Annotated in this window: 12 protein-coding genes; 8 read left to right on the plus strand and 4 right to left on the minus strand. The window is 36.4% G+C overall.

Annotated features, from left to right (window positions below; translation table 11 throughout):
• Window positions 1-3: 3 nt before the first annotated feature.
• The 6 genes from nuoK (at window position 4) to WH267_RS01745 (ending at window position 10,753) form a co-directional block, all read left to right on the plus strand.
• Complete coding sequence (gene nuoK, locus WH267_RS01720) at window positions 4-333, plus strand: NADH-quinone oxidoreductase subunit NuoK (protein WP_045492868.1); 330 nt, start codon at window positions 4-6, stop codon at window positions 331-333.
• Window positions 334-335: 2 nt separating this feature from the next.
• Window positions 336-2,249, plus strand: a complete 1,914-nt coding sequence (gene nuoL, locus WH267_RS01725) for an NADH-quinone oxidoreductase subunit L (RefSeq protein ID WP_115971758.1) — start codon at window positions 336-338, stop codon at window positions 2,247-2,249.
• A 2-nt stretch (window positions 2,250-2,251) separates the two neighbouring features.
• Window positions 2,252-3,745 carry a complex I subunit 4 family protein gene (locus tag WH267_RS01730; protein WP_340005076.1) on the plus strand — a complete coding sequence of 498 codons (1,494 nt, stop codon included), beginning with the start codon at window positions 2,252-2,254 and terminating at the stop codon, window positions 3,743-3,745.
• Between the two features lie 152 nt (window positions 3,746-3,897).
• Window positions 3,898-5,277, plus strand: coding sequence for an NADH-quinone oxidoreductase subunit N (locus WH267_RS01735; RefSeq protein ID WP_340005078.1), 1,380 nt, complete (start codon window positions 3,898-3,900; stop codon window positions 5,275-5,277).
• Between the two features lie 450 nt (window positions 5,278-5,727).
• Window positions 5,728-8,193, plus strand: coding sequence for a TonB-dependent receptor plug domain-containing protein (locus WH267_RS01740; protein ID WP_340005080.1), 2,466 nt, complete (start codon window positions 5,728-5,730; stop codon window positions 8,191-8,193).
• A 247-nt stretch (window positions 8,194-8,440) separates the two neighbouring features.
• A complete protein-coding gene (locus WH267_RS01745; RefSeq protein WP_340005082.1) occupies window positions 8,441-10,753 on the plus strand; it encodes a GAF domain-containing protein in 2,313 nt (770 codons plus the stop codon).
• Window positions 10,754-10,850: 97 nt separating this feature from the next.
• Here the strand turns inward: WH267_RS01745 and WH267_RS01750 are convergent, their stop codons facing one another.
• Entirely contained in the window at window positions 10,851-12,026 is a 1,176-nt protein-coding gene (locus tag WH267_RS01750) for a Pycsar system effector family protein (RefSeq protein ID WP_340005084.1), read from the minus strand.
• A gap of 26 nt (window positions 12,027-12,052) precedes the next feature.
• On the opposite strand from WH267_RS01750, the gene WH267_RS01755 reads away from it, so the two are divergent.
• Together WH267_RS01755 and WH267_RS01760 are read left to right on the plus strand one after the other, a co-directional pair.
• A complete protein-coding gene (locus tag WH267_RS01755) occupies window positions 12,053-15,769 on the plus strand; it encodes a metallophosphoesterase (RefSeq protein ID WP_340005087.1) in 3,717 nt (1,238 codons plus the stop codon).
• A 122-nt stretch (window positions 15,770-15,891) separates the two neighbouring features.
• On the plus strand, window positions 15,892-16,353 hold the full coding sequence (locus WH267_RS01760; RefSeq protein ID WP_340005089.1) for a hypothetical protein: 462 nt from the start codon (window positions 15,892-15,894) through the stop codon (window positions 16,351-16,353).
• A gap of 68 nt (window positions 16,354-16,421) precedes the next feature.
• On the opposite strand, the gene WH267_RS01765 is transcribed toward WH267_RS01760, so the two are convergent.
• From WH267_RS01765 to WH267_RS01775, 3 genes are all read right to left on the minus strand, one after another.
• Window positions 16,422-17,300, minus strand: a complete 879-nt coding sequence (locus tag WH267_RS01765) for a hypothetical protein (RefSeq protein WP_340005091.1) — start codon at window positions 17,298-17,300, stop codon at window positions 16,422-16,424.
• A gap of 53 nt (window positions 17,301-17,353) precedes the next feature.
• A complete protein-coding gene (gene mazG, locus WH267_RS01770) occupies window positions 17,354-18,121 on the minus strand; it encodes a nucleoside triphosphate pyrophosphohydrolase (RefSeq protein WP_340005093.1) in 768 nt (255 codons plus the stop codon).
• 182 nt (window positions 18,122-18,303) lie between these two features.
• Window positions 18,304-18,861 (minus strand): DUF5606 family protein, encoded by a 558-nt coding sequence (locus tag WH267_RS01775; RefSeq protein ID WP_340005095.1) that lies wholly within the window; start codon window positions 18,859-18,861, stop codon window positions 18,304-18,306.
• Window positions 18,862-18,914: the final 53 nt, after the last annotated feature.

The raw sequence follows: 18,914 nt of genomic DNA on the forward strand, positions 1-18,914 counted from the left end.
ATTATGGGAGAAGTAAATACTTTTATACAAAGCATCCCTTTGAATTACTTCATTATCCTTTGTTCAGTATTGTTCTGCTTAGGAGTAATGGGAGTTTTGCTGAGAAAAAATGCTATTGTGATTCTAGGCTGTGTAGAGCTTATGCTTAACTCTGTAAACCTTTTATTGGCTGCTTTTTCAGCATACAAAGGGAATGGAGACGGACAGCTTTTAGTGTTCTTCATTATGGTGGTTGCAGCTGCTGAAGTAGCGGTAGGTCTGGCAATTATTGCTATGCTGTATAGAAATACCCGTTCTGTAGATGTTAGTATATTTAATAAATTAAGAGGATAAGAATGGAGAATTTAGTATATGCAATAGTACTTTTACCACTTTTAGGGTTTCTTATAAACGGTTTATTCGGAAAAAATCTTCCAAAAATAGTGGTTGGTTCTTTGGCTACGGCAATGGTTTTCGGATCATTCTGTATCGCTGTAAGTCTTTTCATGAATTTCAATTCTGAAAGCCAGCCTGTAATCGTAAAAGCTTTTGAATGGTTTAGAGTTAATGGTATTCAAATCAATTTTGGATTCCAGATTGATCAGCTTTCTTTAATGATGGTAATGATCATCACGGGTATCGGTTCACTGATCCACTTATACTCTATCGGATATATGAGTCATGACAAAGGATTCTATAAGTTCTTTACTTATCTGAACCTTTTCATCTTCTCAATGTTACTTTTAGTAATGGGAAGCAACTACCTTATCCTATTCATCGGATGGGAAGGTGTAGGTCTTTGTTCTTACCTGTTGATCGGTTTCTGGTATACCAACGAGGAATACGGTAAAGCAGCAAGAAAAGCTTTCATCATGAACAGAATTGGTGACCTTGCGTTATTGATTGGTATCTTTATGATTGCTGCTCAGACCAATGCTGTAGATTACCTTTCAGTAGCTGAAAACGCTTCAAAATTTGAATTAGACGGAACAGTGATCATCTTTATCACAGCGAGTTTATTCATCGGTGCTACCGGTAAATCTGCTCAGGTTCCATTATATACATGGTTACCGGACGCAATGGCCGGGCCAACTCCTGTTTCTGCGTTAATTCACGCGGCAACGATGGTAACAGCAGGGATCTATTTAGTAGTAAGATCTAACTTCTTATTTACTTTAGCACCAACTGTACAAGGAGGAATTTTATTAATTGGATTCTTAACTGCAGCTTTAGCAGGATTCTACGCACTACGTCAGAACGACATCAAAAAAGTGTTGGCATACTCTACCGTTTCACAACTTGGATTTATGTTTATCGCTTTAGGTCTTGGTGCGTATACAACAGCAATGTTCCACGTAATGACGCACGCTTTCTTTAAAGCTTTACTATTCTTAGGAGCAGGTTCTGTAATCCACGCAATGAGCAACGAACAGGATATGCGTTTCATGGGAGGTCTTAAAAAATATATTCCTCTTACCCATGCTACCTTCCTGATCGGGACATTAGCCATCTCAGGTTTCCCTCTATTATCAGGGATGATCTCTAAAGACGAAATTTTAGTAGCAGCTTTCGCTAAAAATCCGGTTTACTGGGTAATCTTATTTGTTTTAGCGGCAATGACTGCAACGTATATGTTCAGACTATACTATCTGACTTTCCACGGAGAGTTCAGAGGTACTGAAGAACAAAAGCACCACTTACATGAAAGCCCGTCTAATATGACATTACCATTGATCGTATTGGCTATTCTTTCTGTAGTTGGAGGTTTTATCAACCTGCCACACTTCATTGGTCACGGACACTATGCTAAACTGATGGAATGGTTAAAGCCTGTTCTTACGGAACAAAGCTACAGCCAGATGGAAGCTACTCTTTCAGGAGTAGATTTCAATACTGAAATGATCTTATTAGCAGCTACAGTGATTATGTTCTTTACGGTATGGTTTATCGTTAGAAATACTTATGTAAGTAAGAAGAAAATGGCTGTTGCAGAAGAAAACTATACCGGATGGGAAAAGCTTTCTGCTAAGAAATTATACGTTGACGAACTTTACAACGCATTGATTGTAAAAACTGTTGAAGGATTAGGACGCGGAGGAAAGATGTTTGATAAGGGTATCTTAGACCGTTTTGTAAACTTTGTAGGTGATGGTGCTGAAGACAGCGGAAAAGCTATGAAGCGTGTTCAAAACGGAAATGTAGAGACGTATATTCTTATCATGTCTTTAGCTGTGGGAATTATATTAATTGTTAACTTTTTATTACAATAATAATGTCTTGTTTATTATTAACATTATTACTATTACCTCTAGTAGGTTCGGGATTAGTTTTTGCATGGAAGAGTAATTCCAGCAAATATTTGGCACTGGGAATTGCATTGATTCAAATGCTTCTTACGTTTTATATACTTTCGGATTTTGATTTTACTCCGACAGTAGACAGCGTATTGCAGCATGAGATCAATTATCCGTGGTCACAATTTATGAAGAGCTCTCTTCACTTCGGTATCGATGGGATGAGTATGCTTCTTTTATTGCTGACTAACATATTAGCGCCAATCATCATTTTATCTTCTTTCAATGAAAGTGTAAACTACAGAAATACATTCTACGGATTGATTCTGTTGATGCAATTCGGTCTTGTAGGAGTATTTACTTCTTTAGACGGATTATTGTTCTACATTTTCTGGGAAGTAACTTTGATTCCAATTTGGTTTATTGCCGGACTTTGGGGACAAGAGAATAAAAGGTTTGAATTCACTACGAAATTCTTCGTATATACATTCGTTGGATCTTTATTTATGTTAGCCGGATTGATCTATGTGTACAACCACTCTGCATCATTCGCTTTAACAGATCTATACAATGCGCAACTGAACGAAGTACAGCAGACTGTGGTATTCTGGTTCATTTTCTTTGCTTTTGCAGTGAAATTACCGGTATTCCCTTTCCATACCTGGCAGCCTGATACGTATACCTACTCTCCTACTCAGGGATCGATGTTGTTATCCGGTATCATGCTTAAAATGGCTGTGTATGGTGTAATGCGTTATCTACTTCCAATCACTCCACTTCCTATTGCAGGAATTTCAGGACAGATCGTAATTATTCTTGCCATCGTGGGAATTGTTCACGGAGCATTGATCGCGATCATCCAGACGGATATGAAGAGAATCATTGCTTATTCATCTTTCTCTCACGTAGGTTTGATGGTAGCTGGTATCTTCGCTTCAGCAGTAGTTACTTTAAGAGGAACTTTCAATGTTGAAGGTGCTGAAGGTGCATTGGTACAGACTTTTGCTCACGGTATTAACGTAGTGGGATTATTCTACTGTTGTGATATTTTATACAAGAGATTTAAATCAAGAGATATCAGACAAATGGGTGGTTTAGCTAAAGTAGCGCCTAAGTTTGCTGTTTTATTCCTGATTATTATATTAGGTTCAATGGGAGTTCCATTGACGAATGGATTCATCGGAGAATTTATCCTGTTAAAAGCAGTATATGATTTCAACGGAACAGCAGCAGTAATTGCTGGTCTTACGGTAATTCTTTGCGCAGTATACTTATTGAGATTCTACGGAAAAGCAATGTTTGGAGAAGGAAATGCAGAAGTGTTAAGCACAGCAAAAGATTTATCTGGTGTAGAATTCTCTGTATTGGCGAGTTTAGCGGTTTTTGTGATCTTACTTGGTATTTTCCCACAACCGGTAATAGAAATGGTGAGTAGTTCAGTGAAGTTTATCTACACGGCAATGGCTAACTAAAAAATTAAAAGATTTAAAAATTAAAAAAATAAGAGATTAGAGAGCATAAAGATAAAAGACGAAGAGATAAAGGACGGAAACTCTTGAACCCGGAACTTTTTACTCTAAACCTTGAACTTTAAACTTTAAATCTCAAATCTCAAATCTATATTATGAGTGTTTTAATTATTGTTTTCCTAACGGCAGTTATTGCGTTATTTTCAGGAGTTTTCGAACAGGGAAAATTCGCAAGATACATTGGGATTTTAGGTTTAATCATCGCATTGTATGTAAGCTTTATGCCTGAATGTTCGTTCTTCGATCACTACAAGCATATGTATGAATACAGTGCCAATACTGCATTATTCACTAAACTATCCATTGTAACAACCTTATTGTTATTCTTCCTGGGAGGTTTTGCATTCAGCAATCACAGAAGCCACCAGTCAGAATTATATGCATTGATGTTATTTGCATTATGTGGAGGAATCGTACTTTTCGGATACCAGAACCTGGTAACAATGTTCTTAGGTGTTGAAATTCTTTCTATCCCATTATATGTAATGGCTGGTGCCAACAAAACTGATCTAAGATCAAACGAAGCTTCAATCAAGTATTTCTTAATGGGTGCATTCGCGACAGGTTTCTTACTTTTCGGAATCGCGTTCATCTACGGAAGCGCAGGAAGTTTTGATTTATATAAGATCCACGACTTTGGAGTAGCTAATGCTTCAAACGTAATGTTCATTTTAGGAGTATTGCTTATTCTTTGTGCATTGGCATTTAAAGTAGCTTTAGCTCCTTTCCATATGTGGAGCCCTGATGTATATGCAGGATCACCTTCATTAATTACAGCATTCATGGCAAGTGTGGTAAAGATTTCAGGTTTCTTCGCATTGTTCAGATTAATGACAATCGGATTTGCCGGAGTGACTCACGAATGGATCAACGTTTTGGGAGTATTCTTAATCATCACTTTACTATTAGCAAACGTTATGGGTCTTGCCCAGACAAATGCAAAAAGAATGTTGGCTTACTCTTCAGTTTCTCACGCAGGATACATCGGATTGGTGTTCTTCGGAATGACAAGCCTTTCTACTTATAACTTAGCATTCTATTTATTCGCTTATGCTTTATCCACAGTAGGAGTTTTCATGTGTCTGATCTGGGTAGAGAAATTAAAAAGGGAAACTTCTTTCGGAGCTTTCAAAGGACTGGCAAAAACAGAACCTTTATTGGCAACAGCAGCAGCGATCTCTATGCTTTCAATGGCAGGGGTTCCGTTAACAGCTGGTTTTATGGGGAAATTTGCTTTATTCTCCCAGGCTATGAACGGTGCAGCATTCTTAGTATTGGTAGCTGTGTTAGGTTCTGCCCTATCTATCGCTTACTATTTAAGATTGATCATCGCGATGTTCTTCTTTAAAGAATCAACATTCAAGTCATCAGAAAAAGTAACACTTACTTACAATGTTGTTGCAGTATTTGTAATCGTAGCGATTATCGTTCTGGGTATCTTCCCGGATCTGTTTGCAAAAATGTTCGGATTGTAAAAAGTTATCCACACAATATCAAAAACCTTTCAGATAATCTGAAAGGTTTTTTTATGAATCTATCACAGTTTTAGTCTATTGTCATGCCCCATTCTTCAGGAATGGGGCATTTTGTACATTCCCCTATCCAATAATGTTTTATTTATTACATTAAAGATTTATTACCAATGAGGTTAATGCGTAATGAAACTTCAATTTAAACAAATCACAAGCATAGGAATTAGTAAAAAATCATTATCCTATGCATGGAAAAAATATCAACCCACAAAAGCAAAAATTAAAAATTATAAACTATGCAATCTTAATTGATTAAAAATTAAAATAAAATAAACAAATATCAATTTTAATAAAAATAACATCTTAAAAAAAGTTAAAAACAAACACATAAACAAAATAACATTCAATATATTTGTCTTCTATTTCGAAAAACACACAATAAAAAACAACACAATGATGAAGACAAACAGCAATGCCGCTGCGGCATTTTTATTATGCACCATAGGCTTAGTACAGGCGCAGGAAAAAGACTCAGCAACCTCAAAGAAACTTGACGAGGTCGTGATGGTAGGAACCAGAACCGCTCCAAGATCAAGTGTTTCTACTCCCCTACCCATAGATAATATAGACGCCGCTATTATCCAGTCATCCGGGCATAGTTCCGTAGGACAAGCCTTACAGTACAGAATCCCGTCTTTCAACTCTACCAGTGCCGCCGTGCAGGATGCTACCTCTTTACTGGATCCTTTTGAAATCAGAAATATGGGATCATCAAGAACCTTGGTTTTAATCAATGGGAAAAGAAAAAATCAATCATCCCTTATATTTACACAGAACACCATTGGTAAAGGAGAAACAGGAGCAGACCTTTCATCTATTCCTTCTATTGCAATCAAAAAAATAGAAATTCTGAGAGATGGTGCTTCTGCACAATATGGTTCGGATGCTATTGCCGGGGTTATCAACATTCTATTGAAAGATAAAATCAACTTTACAGAAGCTAATGCCAATCTGGGATTATATTCCAAAGGAGATGGCTTTTCACAAAATTTTAACCTGATTACAGGATCTACGTTTAAAAACGGAGGCTTTCTTACTTTCTCTACCAACTTTCAAAACAATGATTATGCTTATAGAAATGGAAAGGTAAATTCATATTGGGAAGCTCAAACCTTTGGAGCCAATCAAAATGAAGTGGAAGCTTATTTAGCTCAATATCCGGATGCCCAAAATAAAAATGCTTATCCTAAAAAGAACAGCATAAGTTTTTTGGTGAATACCTCAATACCGGTTTCTGAGCGGTCAAGTCTTTATGCCAATGCCTCGCTTGCTGTTAAAAAAGTAAGCAGTTTTGCCAATCACAGAACACCTTATTGGGTGAGTCCTAAAAATGCACTTAACTCTCCAGACGGCTTTACACCGACCTTTATTGGAGACCTCACAGATTATGGAGCAACCCTGGGATATAAAACAAAAACAGAAAGCGACTGGAATATTGATCTGAGTACCACTTTTGGAGGAAATAAAATTCTATATACTGTCGGAAATACTTTCAATGCTGCATTGGGAGCATCGAGTCCTATTAACTTTAAACCCGGAGGTTTCAGATTCAATAATATTATTGGAAATATTGATGTTTCCAAAAGATTATCAGACCATGTTGCCCTTGCATTTGGTTCTGAAGCGAGAAGAGACGAATATGAAATCTATGCAGGTGATCCGGCTTCGTATAATCAGACGGGTTCCATTTCGTTTCCGGGGCTATCACAGGAAAATTCAGGTGTTTTCTCCAGATATAACATCGGAGTATATGCCGATGCAGCTTTTGACATTTCTGAAGCAACCACATTCAATGCCACAGCACGTTTTGAGAATTTCAGCGATTTTGGGAATGCGTTAGTTTGGAAAGTGAGTGCCAGACAAAATATTATAGGAAAAAAGCTGGTAGCGCGAGGATCTGTATCTACAGGTTTCCGTGCACCAAGTCTTCAGCAGGTTTATCTTTCGACGATTCAGAATGTTTTTAATAATGGAAAGATCGTATCAGAAGGACTATTCAACAATGTAGGCAAAGAAGCTAAGGCTATTGGTATCCCAAAGTTAGATGCAGAAAAATCACTTAATTTCACTTTGGGACTAGGTATTCAACCTAATAAAAACTTCTCAATAACACTCGATGGATATCTGATCAAGGTATATGACAGGATTTTGTTAAGTTCCAGAATGAGCGATAAAGCTACTATTTTGGATCCTTTAAGCAGTATAGGAGTAACAACAGTTAATGCAGCCAGCTTCTTTACCAATGGCGTAGACACCAGAACTATAGGTCTTGATCTTGTGGCTAACTACAGAAATATTGATCTGGCTACGGGAAAGCTTGCATTAAATCTTGCCATGAATATGAATCAGTCTAAAATAACGAAAAACTCGGATAAACTGAATGGTCTTAATCTTGTGGCTCCATTTAACAGAACTGAAGAAGCTCTAGCCACTACTTCAAGGCCTTCATTAAAAGCTGTGCTCGGAATAGATTACGCCATTAAAAAATGGAATATATCGCTTAATAATACACTATTTGGCAAGGCTACTTATGCCAACAGCGGTATGCCGGGCGCTAACCTTGCCTGGAATGATCCTGCTGCTGATTCACAATCCTATTTAAGATTTAAGCCCAGAATTACAACAGATCTTACCATCAATTACAACATCAACAGTAAAAACACGATTAATATCGGGGTGTTGAACATCTTTAATATTTTACCAAAATGGGAATTACGAAATCTGACTGCAGATAAGACATATGACGAAGTTTACAATACTGTTACTTTCAATGGACGGTATCAGCAATCCAGTTATGATGCCCAGCATTTCAGTATTTTTGGAACACAGTTTATATTGGGATATAATATCAAATTTTAGTCATAATAGATTTTTAGATATGAAAATTGCCTCAGTTCTTCGGAGGCAATTTTTTGTTCAGAATATCACAAAAAAAAAGCGTATAGAAAATCTTCAAAAAGAAAAAGAAGAATCATTTAATGTAATATCCTTTTCAACACTTCTTTCAGAAAAACAAAATAAAACAACAGCAAAAGATCATTTTTACCAATCCTAAACAGAGTTGGAAATAGTCTTTTTTTCATAACTTTACTTTAAATTTCAGTAGTTGGCTAATCTTTACAAAAAAGACTCTCCCTTCCAGGTTTATATCTCATTCAAAAAATATTTGGATGTACTGGAACATATCCGGTATAATGACCGTTTGGAATACAGGGTCAACTATGCTGAATCCCTGATTGAGAGAACACGGAATTTTAAAGAACTGAAAGAAGGTTTTCAGGATATAAGCATTCTGGAAAAAAATGAAGACCTTATAAGATCTCTTCTCAACGACCTTTTTCCTACAGGGCTTACGCGAAATGAAATAAAAGCAGCAAGTATTCCTCTTTCTAATATCACGTTCAACTATACAGAGAGGTTTAAAGATATTCTTAAAGATGCAGGAAAAGATTTTGAAATTGAGCTGAGAAACATTAGTGACAACGAATTTTATGTATTTTGCTGTTGCCTGATTCTTCAGAGCTATTTTAAAAAAGATATCAAAAGCACTATTCCGTTTTATTATGATATCCCGAATAAACTGGGAATCATGAAACACTATAAGATAACAGTAAATTCAGATTTTACAGAGATTTATCCTACTGAAGAGGCAAAAATTCCATCTGATGAGATCATGGATATGCTGTTGGAAAATCTGGATGATTTTAAATTGTGGCAAAAATATTTTCCATCACAATCCTGGATATTGAAAGGCTTTACCATTATCTCGCTGGTAGACTGTACCTCTGAGGTAGCCCTTTCTGATCTTAAATCAAGCATGATCGAAATTGATCCTGAAAATTTAAATCCGAATGAGAACCTGACAGAGATTTTCAAATCATATTTTGACGTTCCGGAGCTCAGTTTCGGACTGATGACCTTTAATAAAAAAGAGCAAAAGCTTGATAAACTCCCGATTTATGAAAGCTTGCTTACCAATCATATTCTGGATTTCTGGATCAATACATTTGACGAAGAAACCCGTAAAACGACTTTTAATAATTTAAACCATAATTCGAAATCAATTGTAGTGTCCAACGTGGATAATCTTGATGAGAATATTAGACAGCTTCCGTCCTTCAATATTTTAAAGGATAATAATGTCAATAGCTTCATGGTAATTCCTATCATGAAAGATAATGAGCTTCTTGCTATTATGGAGTTTACTTCTCCCATCGCAGGCAGTTTCAATGGTTTAAAACTCAAAAAACTTGAGTTTTTTACCGATATGGTCCTATTCTCTCTCAGCAGATTTTATTTTGAGAAAAATTATCAGATAGAAGCCATAATACAGCGGGAATATACTACCATTCATGACAGTGTGGTATGGAAATTCCGAAATGAAGCGGAAAAATATTTTACGGCATCTCTTGGTAAGAAAATATATACCTTAAAGCAGATTTCATTTAAAAACCTTACCCCGTTATTTGGTGTTTCAGACATACGTTCCTCTTCTGAGAAACGCTTTAACCTGATGCTTAATGACCTCAACCAACAAATTGAGTGGCTTAAGGATATTCTGACTTTAACCAATTCTGATTCAGAGAAGTTTTTGCTGGCTCTTGATATTTTTGAAAACGAACTGAATCATGAAATCAAAGCAGATACGGAACAGCGCCTTCAAAGATTACTGAGAGAAGAAATACATCCTTTCTTACAGGGAAAACTGGAAATCAGAACATCACAGGAAATAAAATCAAAGATCCAAAACTACTTTGCACTGGTATTGGCACAAACAGATCTGTTTTATAACCACAGAAAGGATCTGGATGACTCTATTACTCTGGTTAACAGAAAGCTCGCAGATATGCTGGATGAAAGCCAGGTCAAGGCTCAACAGATCTTCCCGCATTATTATGAAAGATTTAAATCTGATGGTGTGGAGCATAACCTGTATATTGGGCATACCATTGCTCCGGATCTGCATTACACCTCAAAAGTTGTTCATAAATTAAGGTACCTGCAATTAAAGACTGTCTGCAAAATGGAACTTGAATTCCAGTCTTTTAAAAAGGAACTCCCTATTCCATTGGATATAGCTTCCCTGATCTTTGTATATAATGAAAAAATAGACATCCGCTTCAGAATGGATGAAAAGCGTTTTGATGTAGACGGGGCCTATAATTCCTACTACGAGATCATTAAAAAACGTCTGGATAAAGCCCACGTAAAAGATTCTTCAGAGCGGATTACGGCTCCCGGAAAGATTACTATCGTGTACTTTGGTATGGAAAATCAGAAAGAATACCTGGAATACGTAACCAAGCTTCAGAAAAAAGGTATCCTGGAATATGATATAGAGTTTTTAAAGGTAGAAGACCTCCAGGGAATTACGGGATTGCTTGCACTGAGAGTTTCAATCAGCCAGAACGTTCTGTAAAGTAAGGTCTGTTTTTCAGGTCCCCGAAAATATTTTTTGAAATAAAAACATTTTCAGCCAATATACAGATTGACTGAAAATCATTATTTATTTTTAATTAAAGACTAAAGAAAGCAAATCCAAAAGACAGCACGGAAATAATAATTCCGGCCATAAAAATCTTGTAGGTAATGGATAAAAGCTTATACTTTCTGTCAAGAACTTTTCCCAGATAATACAGATCTTTTACCATAGAATCATAAATATAATCTCTGTCTTTGATCAGATCTCTCATTGCATTATGATAATCATCAAACATCATCTGCTGGAAGTTTCCAAAAAACAGGAGATTGACCTTTCTGTTTACAATATCCTCAGAGGTAAATGTTGTTTTCGTCACATTCGGTTTTGTAGACAGAATAGCAAATACAATAGTCAGCACACTGGATAACAGCAGCACAAAACTCGGAATAATCAGGTGTGAATTTTTAGGAGCATCCAGCTTCGGAACCAATACAGAAAGACAAACTGAAATGATAACAGCATTTACCGATAGAAGAATATTGGCTTTACTGTCTGCAATATCGCTTAATCTTGTATGGTTATTAAGCGTTACTCTGAACAAAGTATCTACGCTTCTGTCTGATTTTTCTTTATCTTTTTTGTTGTCCGGCTTACTCTCAGAGCTCTCCTTTTTTTCCTCTTCTTTCTCCAGCTTCTTTTCGATCTTCTTTATATTTTTCTTTTTTAAAGGTTCCCAGGTTTCTTTTGCATAATCGGTATAAAAAGTATGCTTGTTTTTAAGCATATCCAGATTCCCTGCATTCCATTCTTCGTTAGAGAAACATTTTACATTGGTAAGTTCCCATTCCTTTCTTAAAGCATCAGAAATATCATTATAATCATGGCCTGCAAAATGACTGAAATCAGCGTCCTTTACAATTTTCTCCAGTATATTCTGAGGAACATAAGTAATTTTAGTAGCCAGAATCAGCTTTTCTATCTCAGAGATATAGCTTTCCGGATAATTTTCCTGATGAAGAAAACCCTTCATGATCTCTACCCCTCTCTCTTCGTGGTTCATAGCACATTCTATATATCCTGTATCATGGAACCATAGAGCCACAAGTACTTTTTCCTGATCTTCTTCAGAAACAGGGGTATGCTTCATAATCTCCTCAGCCTTATTGACCGTATAGGCAGTATGAATAAAATTATGATAAAAATATACTGAAGATAACTTATCTTTGAATAAGATTTCAACATAATTTTTAGCTTTGTCTAGAATGCTCATTCCTGAATTTTTGTTAATGTAAATTTATGAATTTATCCTTTAAAACTCATCTAAAAAATACTTCTATTGTTCTGAGAACAGTAATGTCTGCCGGAGTCATGTATTCCTGCGCAACATATAACGTACAAAAAGGCAAAAACTTATTTGAAGTTAAAGATTCTGAGATAAAATCTGAAAATGATTTTAAACTCTTCCTGATCGGAGATGCCGGAAACGCAGATGAACCTCAGGCACAGAAAACACTGGATTTACTTAAAGGCAAGCTGGACTCCGCAGACAGCAACTCTATGCTGATCTTCCTTGGAGATAACATCTATCCCAACGGAATGCCTAAAGAATCAGATAAGGAGTACGCTTTAGCCAAACAAAAACTGGAGGATCAGCTTTCCATTACCAAAAATTTCAAAGGAAAAACGTTGGTAATCCCCGGAAATCATGACTGGTACAGCGGCTTAAGTGGTTTAAATGCTCAGGAATCACTGGTGAAAAAATATTTTGATGATAAAAAAGCATTCCTTCCTAAAAACGGATGCCCTATTGACGATATCAACATTACCAAAGATATTAAACTGATCGCCATTGATACGGAATGGGTCATTACAAACTGGGACAACTATCCTGGCATTAATAAAGGCTGTACTATCAAAACCCGTGAAGATTTTTACACAGAATTTAAAGATCTTATCATTAAAAATCAGGGTAAAAGAATCATCATCGCCCTACACCATCCTGTTATCAGCAGTGGAACCCATGCAGGATTTCACTCTGCGAAATCACACCTTTTTCCGCTTAATAGTAAAATTCCTGTACCTGGAGTTGCAAGTGCTATAAACATTCTCAGAAGTTCCTCGGGCATAAGCCCTGCAGATATTAATAATCAACATTATGCAGAGCTTGCCAACAGGCTGAAAAGTATCGTTCAGGATAAAGAAAATGTGATATTCGTTTCTGGACACGATCACAACCTGCAATATCATGAAGAGGGAAACATGAGACAGATCATCAGTGGTGCAGGCTCTAAAACAAATCCGGCTACTATTGCTGAAAAAACAGATTTTTCCTACGGCGGAAGTGGTTTTGCGGTTCTTAATATCAGAAAAGACCAGAGCACCGATGTAGAGTTTTTTTCCACAAAGGAGGCTAAACTGCAGAAATTGTCACAGATTTCTGTGATATCCAAACCTGATGTATTTGTAAATAACTTCCCAAACACATTCCCAGCTACAGTACCATCTACCATCTATCCGGTACAGCTGACCCAGAAAGGAGGCGTCTACCGATGGCTTTGGGGAGAACATTACAGAAAATACTATGGAATGTCTATTGAAGCTCCTACAGCTAATCTTTCAGAGCTGAACGGCGGTTATACTCCTTTCAGAGAAGGAGGCGGAAATCAGTCCAACAGTTTGAGATTAAAAACAAATGACGGACAGGAATTCGTGATGCGTGGGGTGAAAAAAAGTGCGATCCGTTTTCTCAACAATATGGCCTTCACAAGGAGTACGTTTGGAGAAGAGCTTACCAATAGCTTTCCAGAGAAATTCCTTTTGGATTTTTATACTACCAACCACCCTTTTACACCGTTTACTATAGGAAATATGTCAGAAAAACTGAATATTTTCCATAGCAATCCAAAATTATATTATATTCCCAAACAACAGGCTTTAGGGAAGTATAACCAAAACTATGGGGATGAAATGTATATGATCGAAGAACGTTTTTCTTCTGATCCAAAAACGCTGGCTTACCTTAATAACGCTAAAGATATTGTTTCTACGGATGATGTCCTGAAAAACTTAACGAAAAACTATAAATATTCTGTAGACAAAGAATCTTATATCAGAGCAAGGTTATTTGATATGCTGATTGGAGACTGGGACAGGCATTCTGATCAATGGAAATGGGCAGAATATGAAGAGGGTAATAAAATTATTTATAAACCGATTCCAAAGGATAGAGATCAGGCCTTCAGTAAGTATGATGGAGCTGCTTTTAAGCTTATTATGAATGTTCCGGCCATCCGTCATATGAAAACCTTCACAGAGGATATCAGCAGTGTGAAATGGCTGGCCATGGAGCCTTATCCAATGGATCTTGTGTTTTTAAAAGGTTCTACCCAGGAAGAATGGGAAGCTCAGGCTAAATACATTCAGGAACATTTAACAGACGCTGATATTGATGATGCATTCCATAATCTTCCCAAAGAAGTTCAGGATGAGACCATCGCTGATATCCAGAGAAAACTGAAATCAAGAAAAAACAAATTACAGCAATACGCATCCGATTATTACAATGTACTGCAGGAAAAAGTTCCTTTGGCCGGAACCGTGGAACCTGATAAATTTGTGATTACCAAAAACGGACATTCCGTGCTTGTGCAGCAATATAAATTAGGCAAAAACAAGGATAAAAACGAATTGGTTTTTGAAAAGACTTATCATGATTCAAAAACAAAAGAGCTTTGGATTTATGGGTTAGAAGATGATGATATATATGAAGTAGTGGGTACCGGACGTCCTAAAATGAATATCAGACTTATTGGCGGTTACAACCATGATGTATATAATGTGGCAGATGGAAGAAAAGTAAAGATCTACGACTTCGAATCCCAAAAGAATACCTACAACGCAGGGAATGCTACTAAAAATATTGCAGATGATTATGATTTAAACACCTACAATTACAAGCATCCGAAGTACAATGCATTCGCGGGATATCCTAATGCTGATTACAACCCTGATGACGGAGTTATCATAGGCGTTTTGGCTAATTATACTGTGAATAATTTCATTCGCGATCCTTTTACCCAAAAGCATAGTTTAAAGGCTAATTTTTATACTGCTACTGCCGGATTCAGCCTTATTTATAAAGGAATTTTCAAGAAAGCAATTTCCGGATGGGATTTTAATATTGATGCGGCTTATACTACTCCAAGATTTTCCCAGAATTTCTTTGGACTTTCCAATGACAGTCCTTATGATAAAGAAAATACGGAAAGAGAATATAACAGAGCCAGAATTTCCAAATTTAATGTTGCACCTTCCATCTCAAAGAAAGGCTGGATGAACTTTAATCATCAGATTCAGCTTACTTTTGAAGATAATAAAGTACAGAGAAAAGACGGGCGTTTTATAAATACTTCCCCGGATGTAAGACCGGAAGTATTTGACAGTCAGCAATTCTTAGGAGCTAATTATACGTTCAGCTATAAAAATGCAGACAACCCTGCTTTTCCAACCTTGGGAATGGAATTGATGCTGAATGCTGACTGGAAAGCTACTTTTTCTAATTTCAACAGAAATTTCCTGACAGTAAAAGGAAGGTTCGCTATTGACCACAGGATCGATAAGAAAGGAGTTTTTGTATTTGCCAATGCGAGCAATGCGATGTGGATCAACAATGATAATTTTGAGTTCTATCAGGCAGCAACTATTGGGGGCAACAATGGAATGAGAGCATTCAGGAATGAAAGGTTCTCAGGAAGATCTTATTTTACTAACAACTCTGAGATCCGTTGGGATTTCGGAAGAATAAGAAACAATATTGTTCCTGCCAATCTGGGAATCCTCGTTGGATATGATATTGGGCGTGTATGGAATGATGGAGAATACTCCAGAAAATGGCATCAGTCTGTAGGAGCCGGAGTTTGGCTGAGCATTGTGGAAATGATGTCTGCCAGACTGAATTATTTCTATGGTGCAGATGGCGGACGTATCTCAGCAGGAATAGGAATGAAATTCTAAATAAAAAGACTCGTTAATAAAAGACTCAGGAAACCTTGAGTCTTTTATTTTCCTGATATAATAGTTTTGTATTCAATACGTTTTTATATTTTAGCTAATCAACAATCACAAAAAGACACACAATGAAAACACTAATCACTTCAATTAATATCATTTTAGTTTTATCAAGTATTCATTGCCAGCATCAAAGCAAAAATGGAAACATCGACAAAAATTTAACCATAAACACACAACAGGCAAAAATTGAAAAAATAGAATTAACAGAACGAACCAGAGGATTCCATACAATAATCACTCTCACTCCCCAATCTAAAATCACTTCTTTTAATGGTGAGGAAAATAAATCTTCTCTATCTTCTTCTGAATGGAAAAGTATTTCACAGCAGGCCGCCGCTATTGATTTATCTAAAATATCAGCTCTTCAGGCTCCTACCACAGGTCGATATTCTGATCAGGCTATGATCGCTAATCTGATGATCACAAGTAATGGCACCACCTATACTTCTTCAGATTTTGATTCCGGCAATCCTCCAAAGGAGCTGGAAGCACTGTATCAAAAAATACAGCCGCCTAAAAAAGAATAGAAGCTTTACTAGTAAATATAAAAACCACAGAATCATCTGTGGTTTTTAGTATTTATTATTGATAATAGTTATGGCTTAAGAGAAAACTGATATACATTTCCGCCTTCATCCTTCCCTTTTTCATCTGCAATCATTAATGTTTGATCATCAGTAAAAACAATAGCCTCTTTCTGTGAGTTATGGTTTAAAGGAATCTTATTAATCTTAGCTGCACCGAAATCATCAGCATTAAATCCGGTAAGAACATGCACATTTTTGTGGGTCAGCAGCACAATCTTATCTTTGGTACTGTTGATGGTCGCTGAAGTAATAGCAGCATCATTATATCCGCCTTGAAGCTTTAATTTCCCAACCAGTTTAGCTTCAAAGTCTCCTTCTTTATTAGGAACTTTAAATACCAGAAAGGTTCCGTCAAAACCTTTGCTTCTGTTCTTGGTGAAAAGATAAAAGTTACCATCCATCTCTACAAATGCTTCACAATCGTACAGCAGATTTGATTTTTTCGGGGGAAATTCTGTCTGCCCTTCATAATGAAACTTAGTCGTTTGAACTACTTTTGTAGCGGTTTGGGTAATGTCTTTCAGGTCTGTTTTTAGAATAGCCAGATCCTGACGGTTATTATCATTATTTCCAAAATCTCCGATATAAATATTTCCCTGAGTATCTGATATTATATCTTCCCAGTCTGTATTTTCAGCATTTTCTACCGGAACTTTAGCCATCATCTGGCCATCATTATTAAGACCGTAAACGGCATTTTTATTTCCTCTGTCTTCTATTACCCAGATTATTTTCTTATCTTTTGATACGGTGATCCCTGAAACTTCTTTTAACTTTTTAGGCAACGAAAATTGTGGCTTCAGATCATCTCCCTGAGCAGGTGAATTCTGAGCTTTTGGATTACAACTCAACAAAAACATAGCGGGTAATATAAGAAAGCGTAACATATTTATTTTTTTTTTACTGAACATAAGTAGCATGAATTGTTCCAATCTTACCGTTAAGACAATTGTTTTGCTTTTTCCCAAAGAACATCCATTTCTTCCAAAGACATATCCGCAAGATTTACCTCCTGTTCTTCAGCAAGACCTTCCATTTTCTGAAATCTTGAAATAAACTTCAGATTGGTTCTTTCTAACGCAGAATCCGGGTTGATTCCTGAAATTCTCGCATAGTTGATGAGCGAGAAGAATACATCTCCCAATTCCTGCTCCTTTTTATCCAGATCAGTTTCTGCATGAAATTCCTGAATCTCCTCATCTACTTTCTTCCAGGCATCTTCTGCATCATGAAATTCAAAACCAATCCCTTTTACCTTATCCTGAATTCTATAGGCTTTTACTAAACTTGGAAGACTTTTGGGAACTCCGCCCAGAATAGATTTGTTACCTTCTTTTAATTTTAATTTTTCCCAGTTCTGTTTTACTTCTTCTTCGTCTTTTACTTCGGTATCACCGTAAATATGAGGATGACGGAAAATCAGTTTTTCATTAAGGGAATTGATCACATCAGCGATATCAAAACTCTCTTTTTCTGAACCGATTTTAGAATAAAAAACCAAATGAAGCAGCACATCTCCCAATTCTTTTTTTACCTCCTGCAAATCTTCCTGTAAAATAGCGTCAGAAAGCTCATATGTTTCTTCAAGAGTAAGATGGCGAAGAGACTGTAACGTCTGCTTCTGATCCCATGGGCATTTCTCACGCAAATCATCCATAATATCCAGTAATCTCCCGAAAGCTTCTAGTTTTTCCTGTTTTGTATTCATAAGTAATTGGAAATTCAATATTATACAAATGTAAGGGTTATTCAGACACCTTTACAAACGTTGAGAATGAAAATTACGGGATACCAACTATAGGTTTTAAAAAACCGTTAGGTTTGGGGAAATAAAAAAGCCTTGTCAGGAAAATTCCTGACAAGGCTTTGTATTTTTAATTCAGAACTGAATTATCCTTGTTTTCTGTGCGTACTTTTAGGAGCTGATTTTGCTGCTGAAGTAGCTTTTACTTTTGGAGCTGCCGCCTTTTCTGCCTTTGGAGCTGCTTTTTTAGCGTCAATATCTAAGCTTACTTCTTCTGCAGGCTCACCGTCTAAAGTTTCAGGTTCAGCCTTTACGAAGCTTTCCGGAGTGATGTATCCTGCTTTGTGAAGAATGTTATACCACTGAGCTAATTTCTTGATATCAGAAGCATACACTCTTTCAGTATCATAATTAGGAAGAGAAGCTAACATAAAGTCCTGCAGATCTGCATCTGAAGATTTATGAGAGATTGTCTCTTTATAATTGTTATTTTTAGCTACATTTTCAAAAACTTCAAACAAAGGAACTTCCTTATCAAATGTAAACATTGCAATATTATCCAGTAAGCTTACTTGGCTAGAGTTTCCAATGCTTACTTTTTTCTTGTTGGTAACATCTTCAATGATGAATCCGTTTCTTAATTGAGAAACTAATTTGTAAAGTCCTGGTTTTCCAGAAATTGAAATTATTTTTTCTAACAGCATAATTTTATTTTTTGTAAATTCTGCAATCAGCGCTAAGCTTTTTGCTTTTTATT

It is taken from the genome of Chryseobacterium sp. MYb328 (assembly GCF_037572595.1).
GTDB classification, from domain to species: Bacteria; Bacteroidota; Bacteroidia; order Flavobacteriales; family Weeksellaceae; genus Chryseobacterium; species Chryseobacterium pennae.

Excerpts from the sequence above, each read along its gene's own strand:
- nuoK (WP_045492868.1), top strand. The coding sequence starts at position 4 with ATGGGAGAAGTAAATACTTTTATACAAAGCATCCCTTTGAATTACTTC.
- nuoL (WP_115971758.1), top strand. The coding sequence starts at position 336 with ATGGAGAATTTAGTATATGCAATAGTACTTTTACCACTTTTAGGGTTT.
- WH267_RS01730 (WP_340005076.1), top strand. The coding sequence starts at position 2,252 with ATGTCTTGTTTATTATTAACATTATTACTATTACCTCTAGTAGGTTCG.
- WH267_RS01735 (WP_340005078.1), top strand. The coding sequence starts at position 3,898 with ATGAGTGTTTTAATTATTGTTTTCCTAACGGCAGTTATTGCGTTATTT.
- WH267_RS01740 (WP_340005080.1), top strand. The coding sequence starts at position 5,728 with ATGATGAAGACAAACAGCAATGCCGCTGCGGCATTTTTATTATGCACC.
- WH267_RS01750 (WP_340005084.1), bottom strand. The coding sequence starts at position 12,026 with ATGAGCATTCTAGACAAAGCTAAAAATTATGTTGAAATCTTATTCAAA.
- WH267_RS01755 (WP_340005087.1), top strand. The coding sequence starts at position 12,053 with ATGAATTTATCCTTTAAAACTCATCTAAAAAATACTTCTATTGTTCTG.
- WH267_RS01760 (WP_340005089.1), top strand. The coding sequence starts at position 15,892 with ATGAAAACACTAATCACTTCAATTAATATCATTTTAGTTTTATCAAGT.
- WH267_RS01765 (WP_340005091.1), bottom strand. The coding sequence starts at position 17,300 with ATGTTACGCTTTCTTATATTACCCGCTATGTTTTTGTTGAGTTGTAAT.
- mazG (WP_340005093.1), bottom strand. The coding sequence starts at position 18,121 with ATGAATACAAAACAGGAAAAACTAGAAGCTTTCGGGAGATTACTGGAT.
- WH267_RS01775 (WP_340005095.1), bottom strand. The coding sequence starts at position 18,861 with ATGCTGTTAGAAAAAATAATTTCAATTTCTGGAAAACCAGGACTTTAC.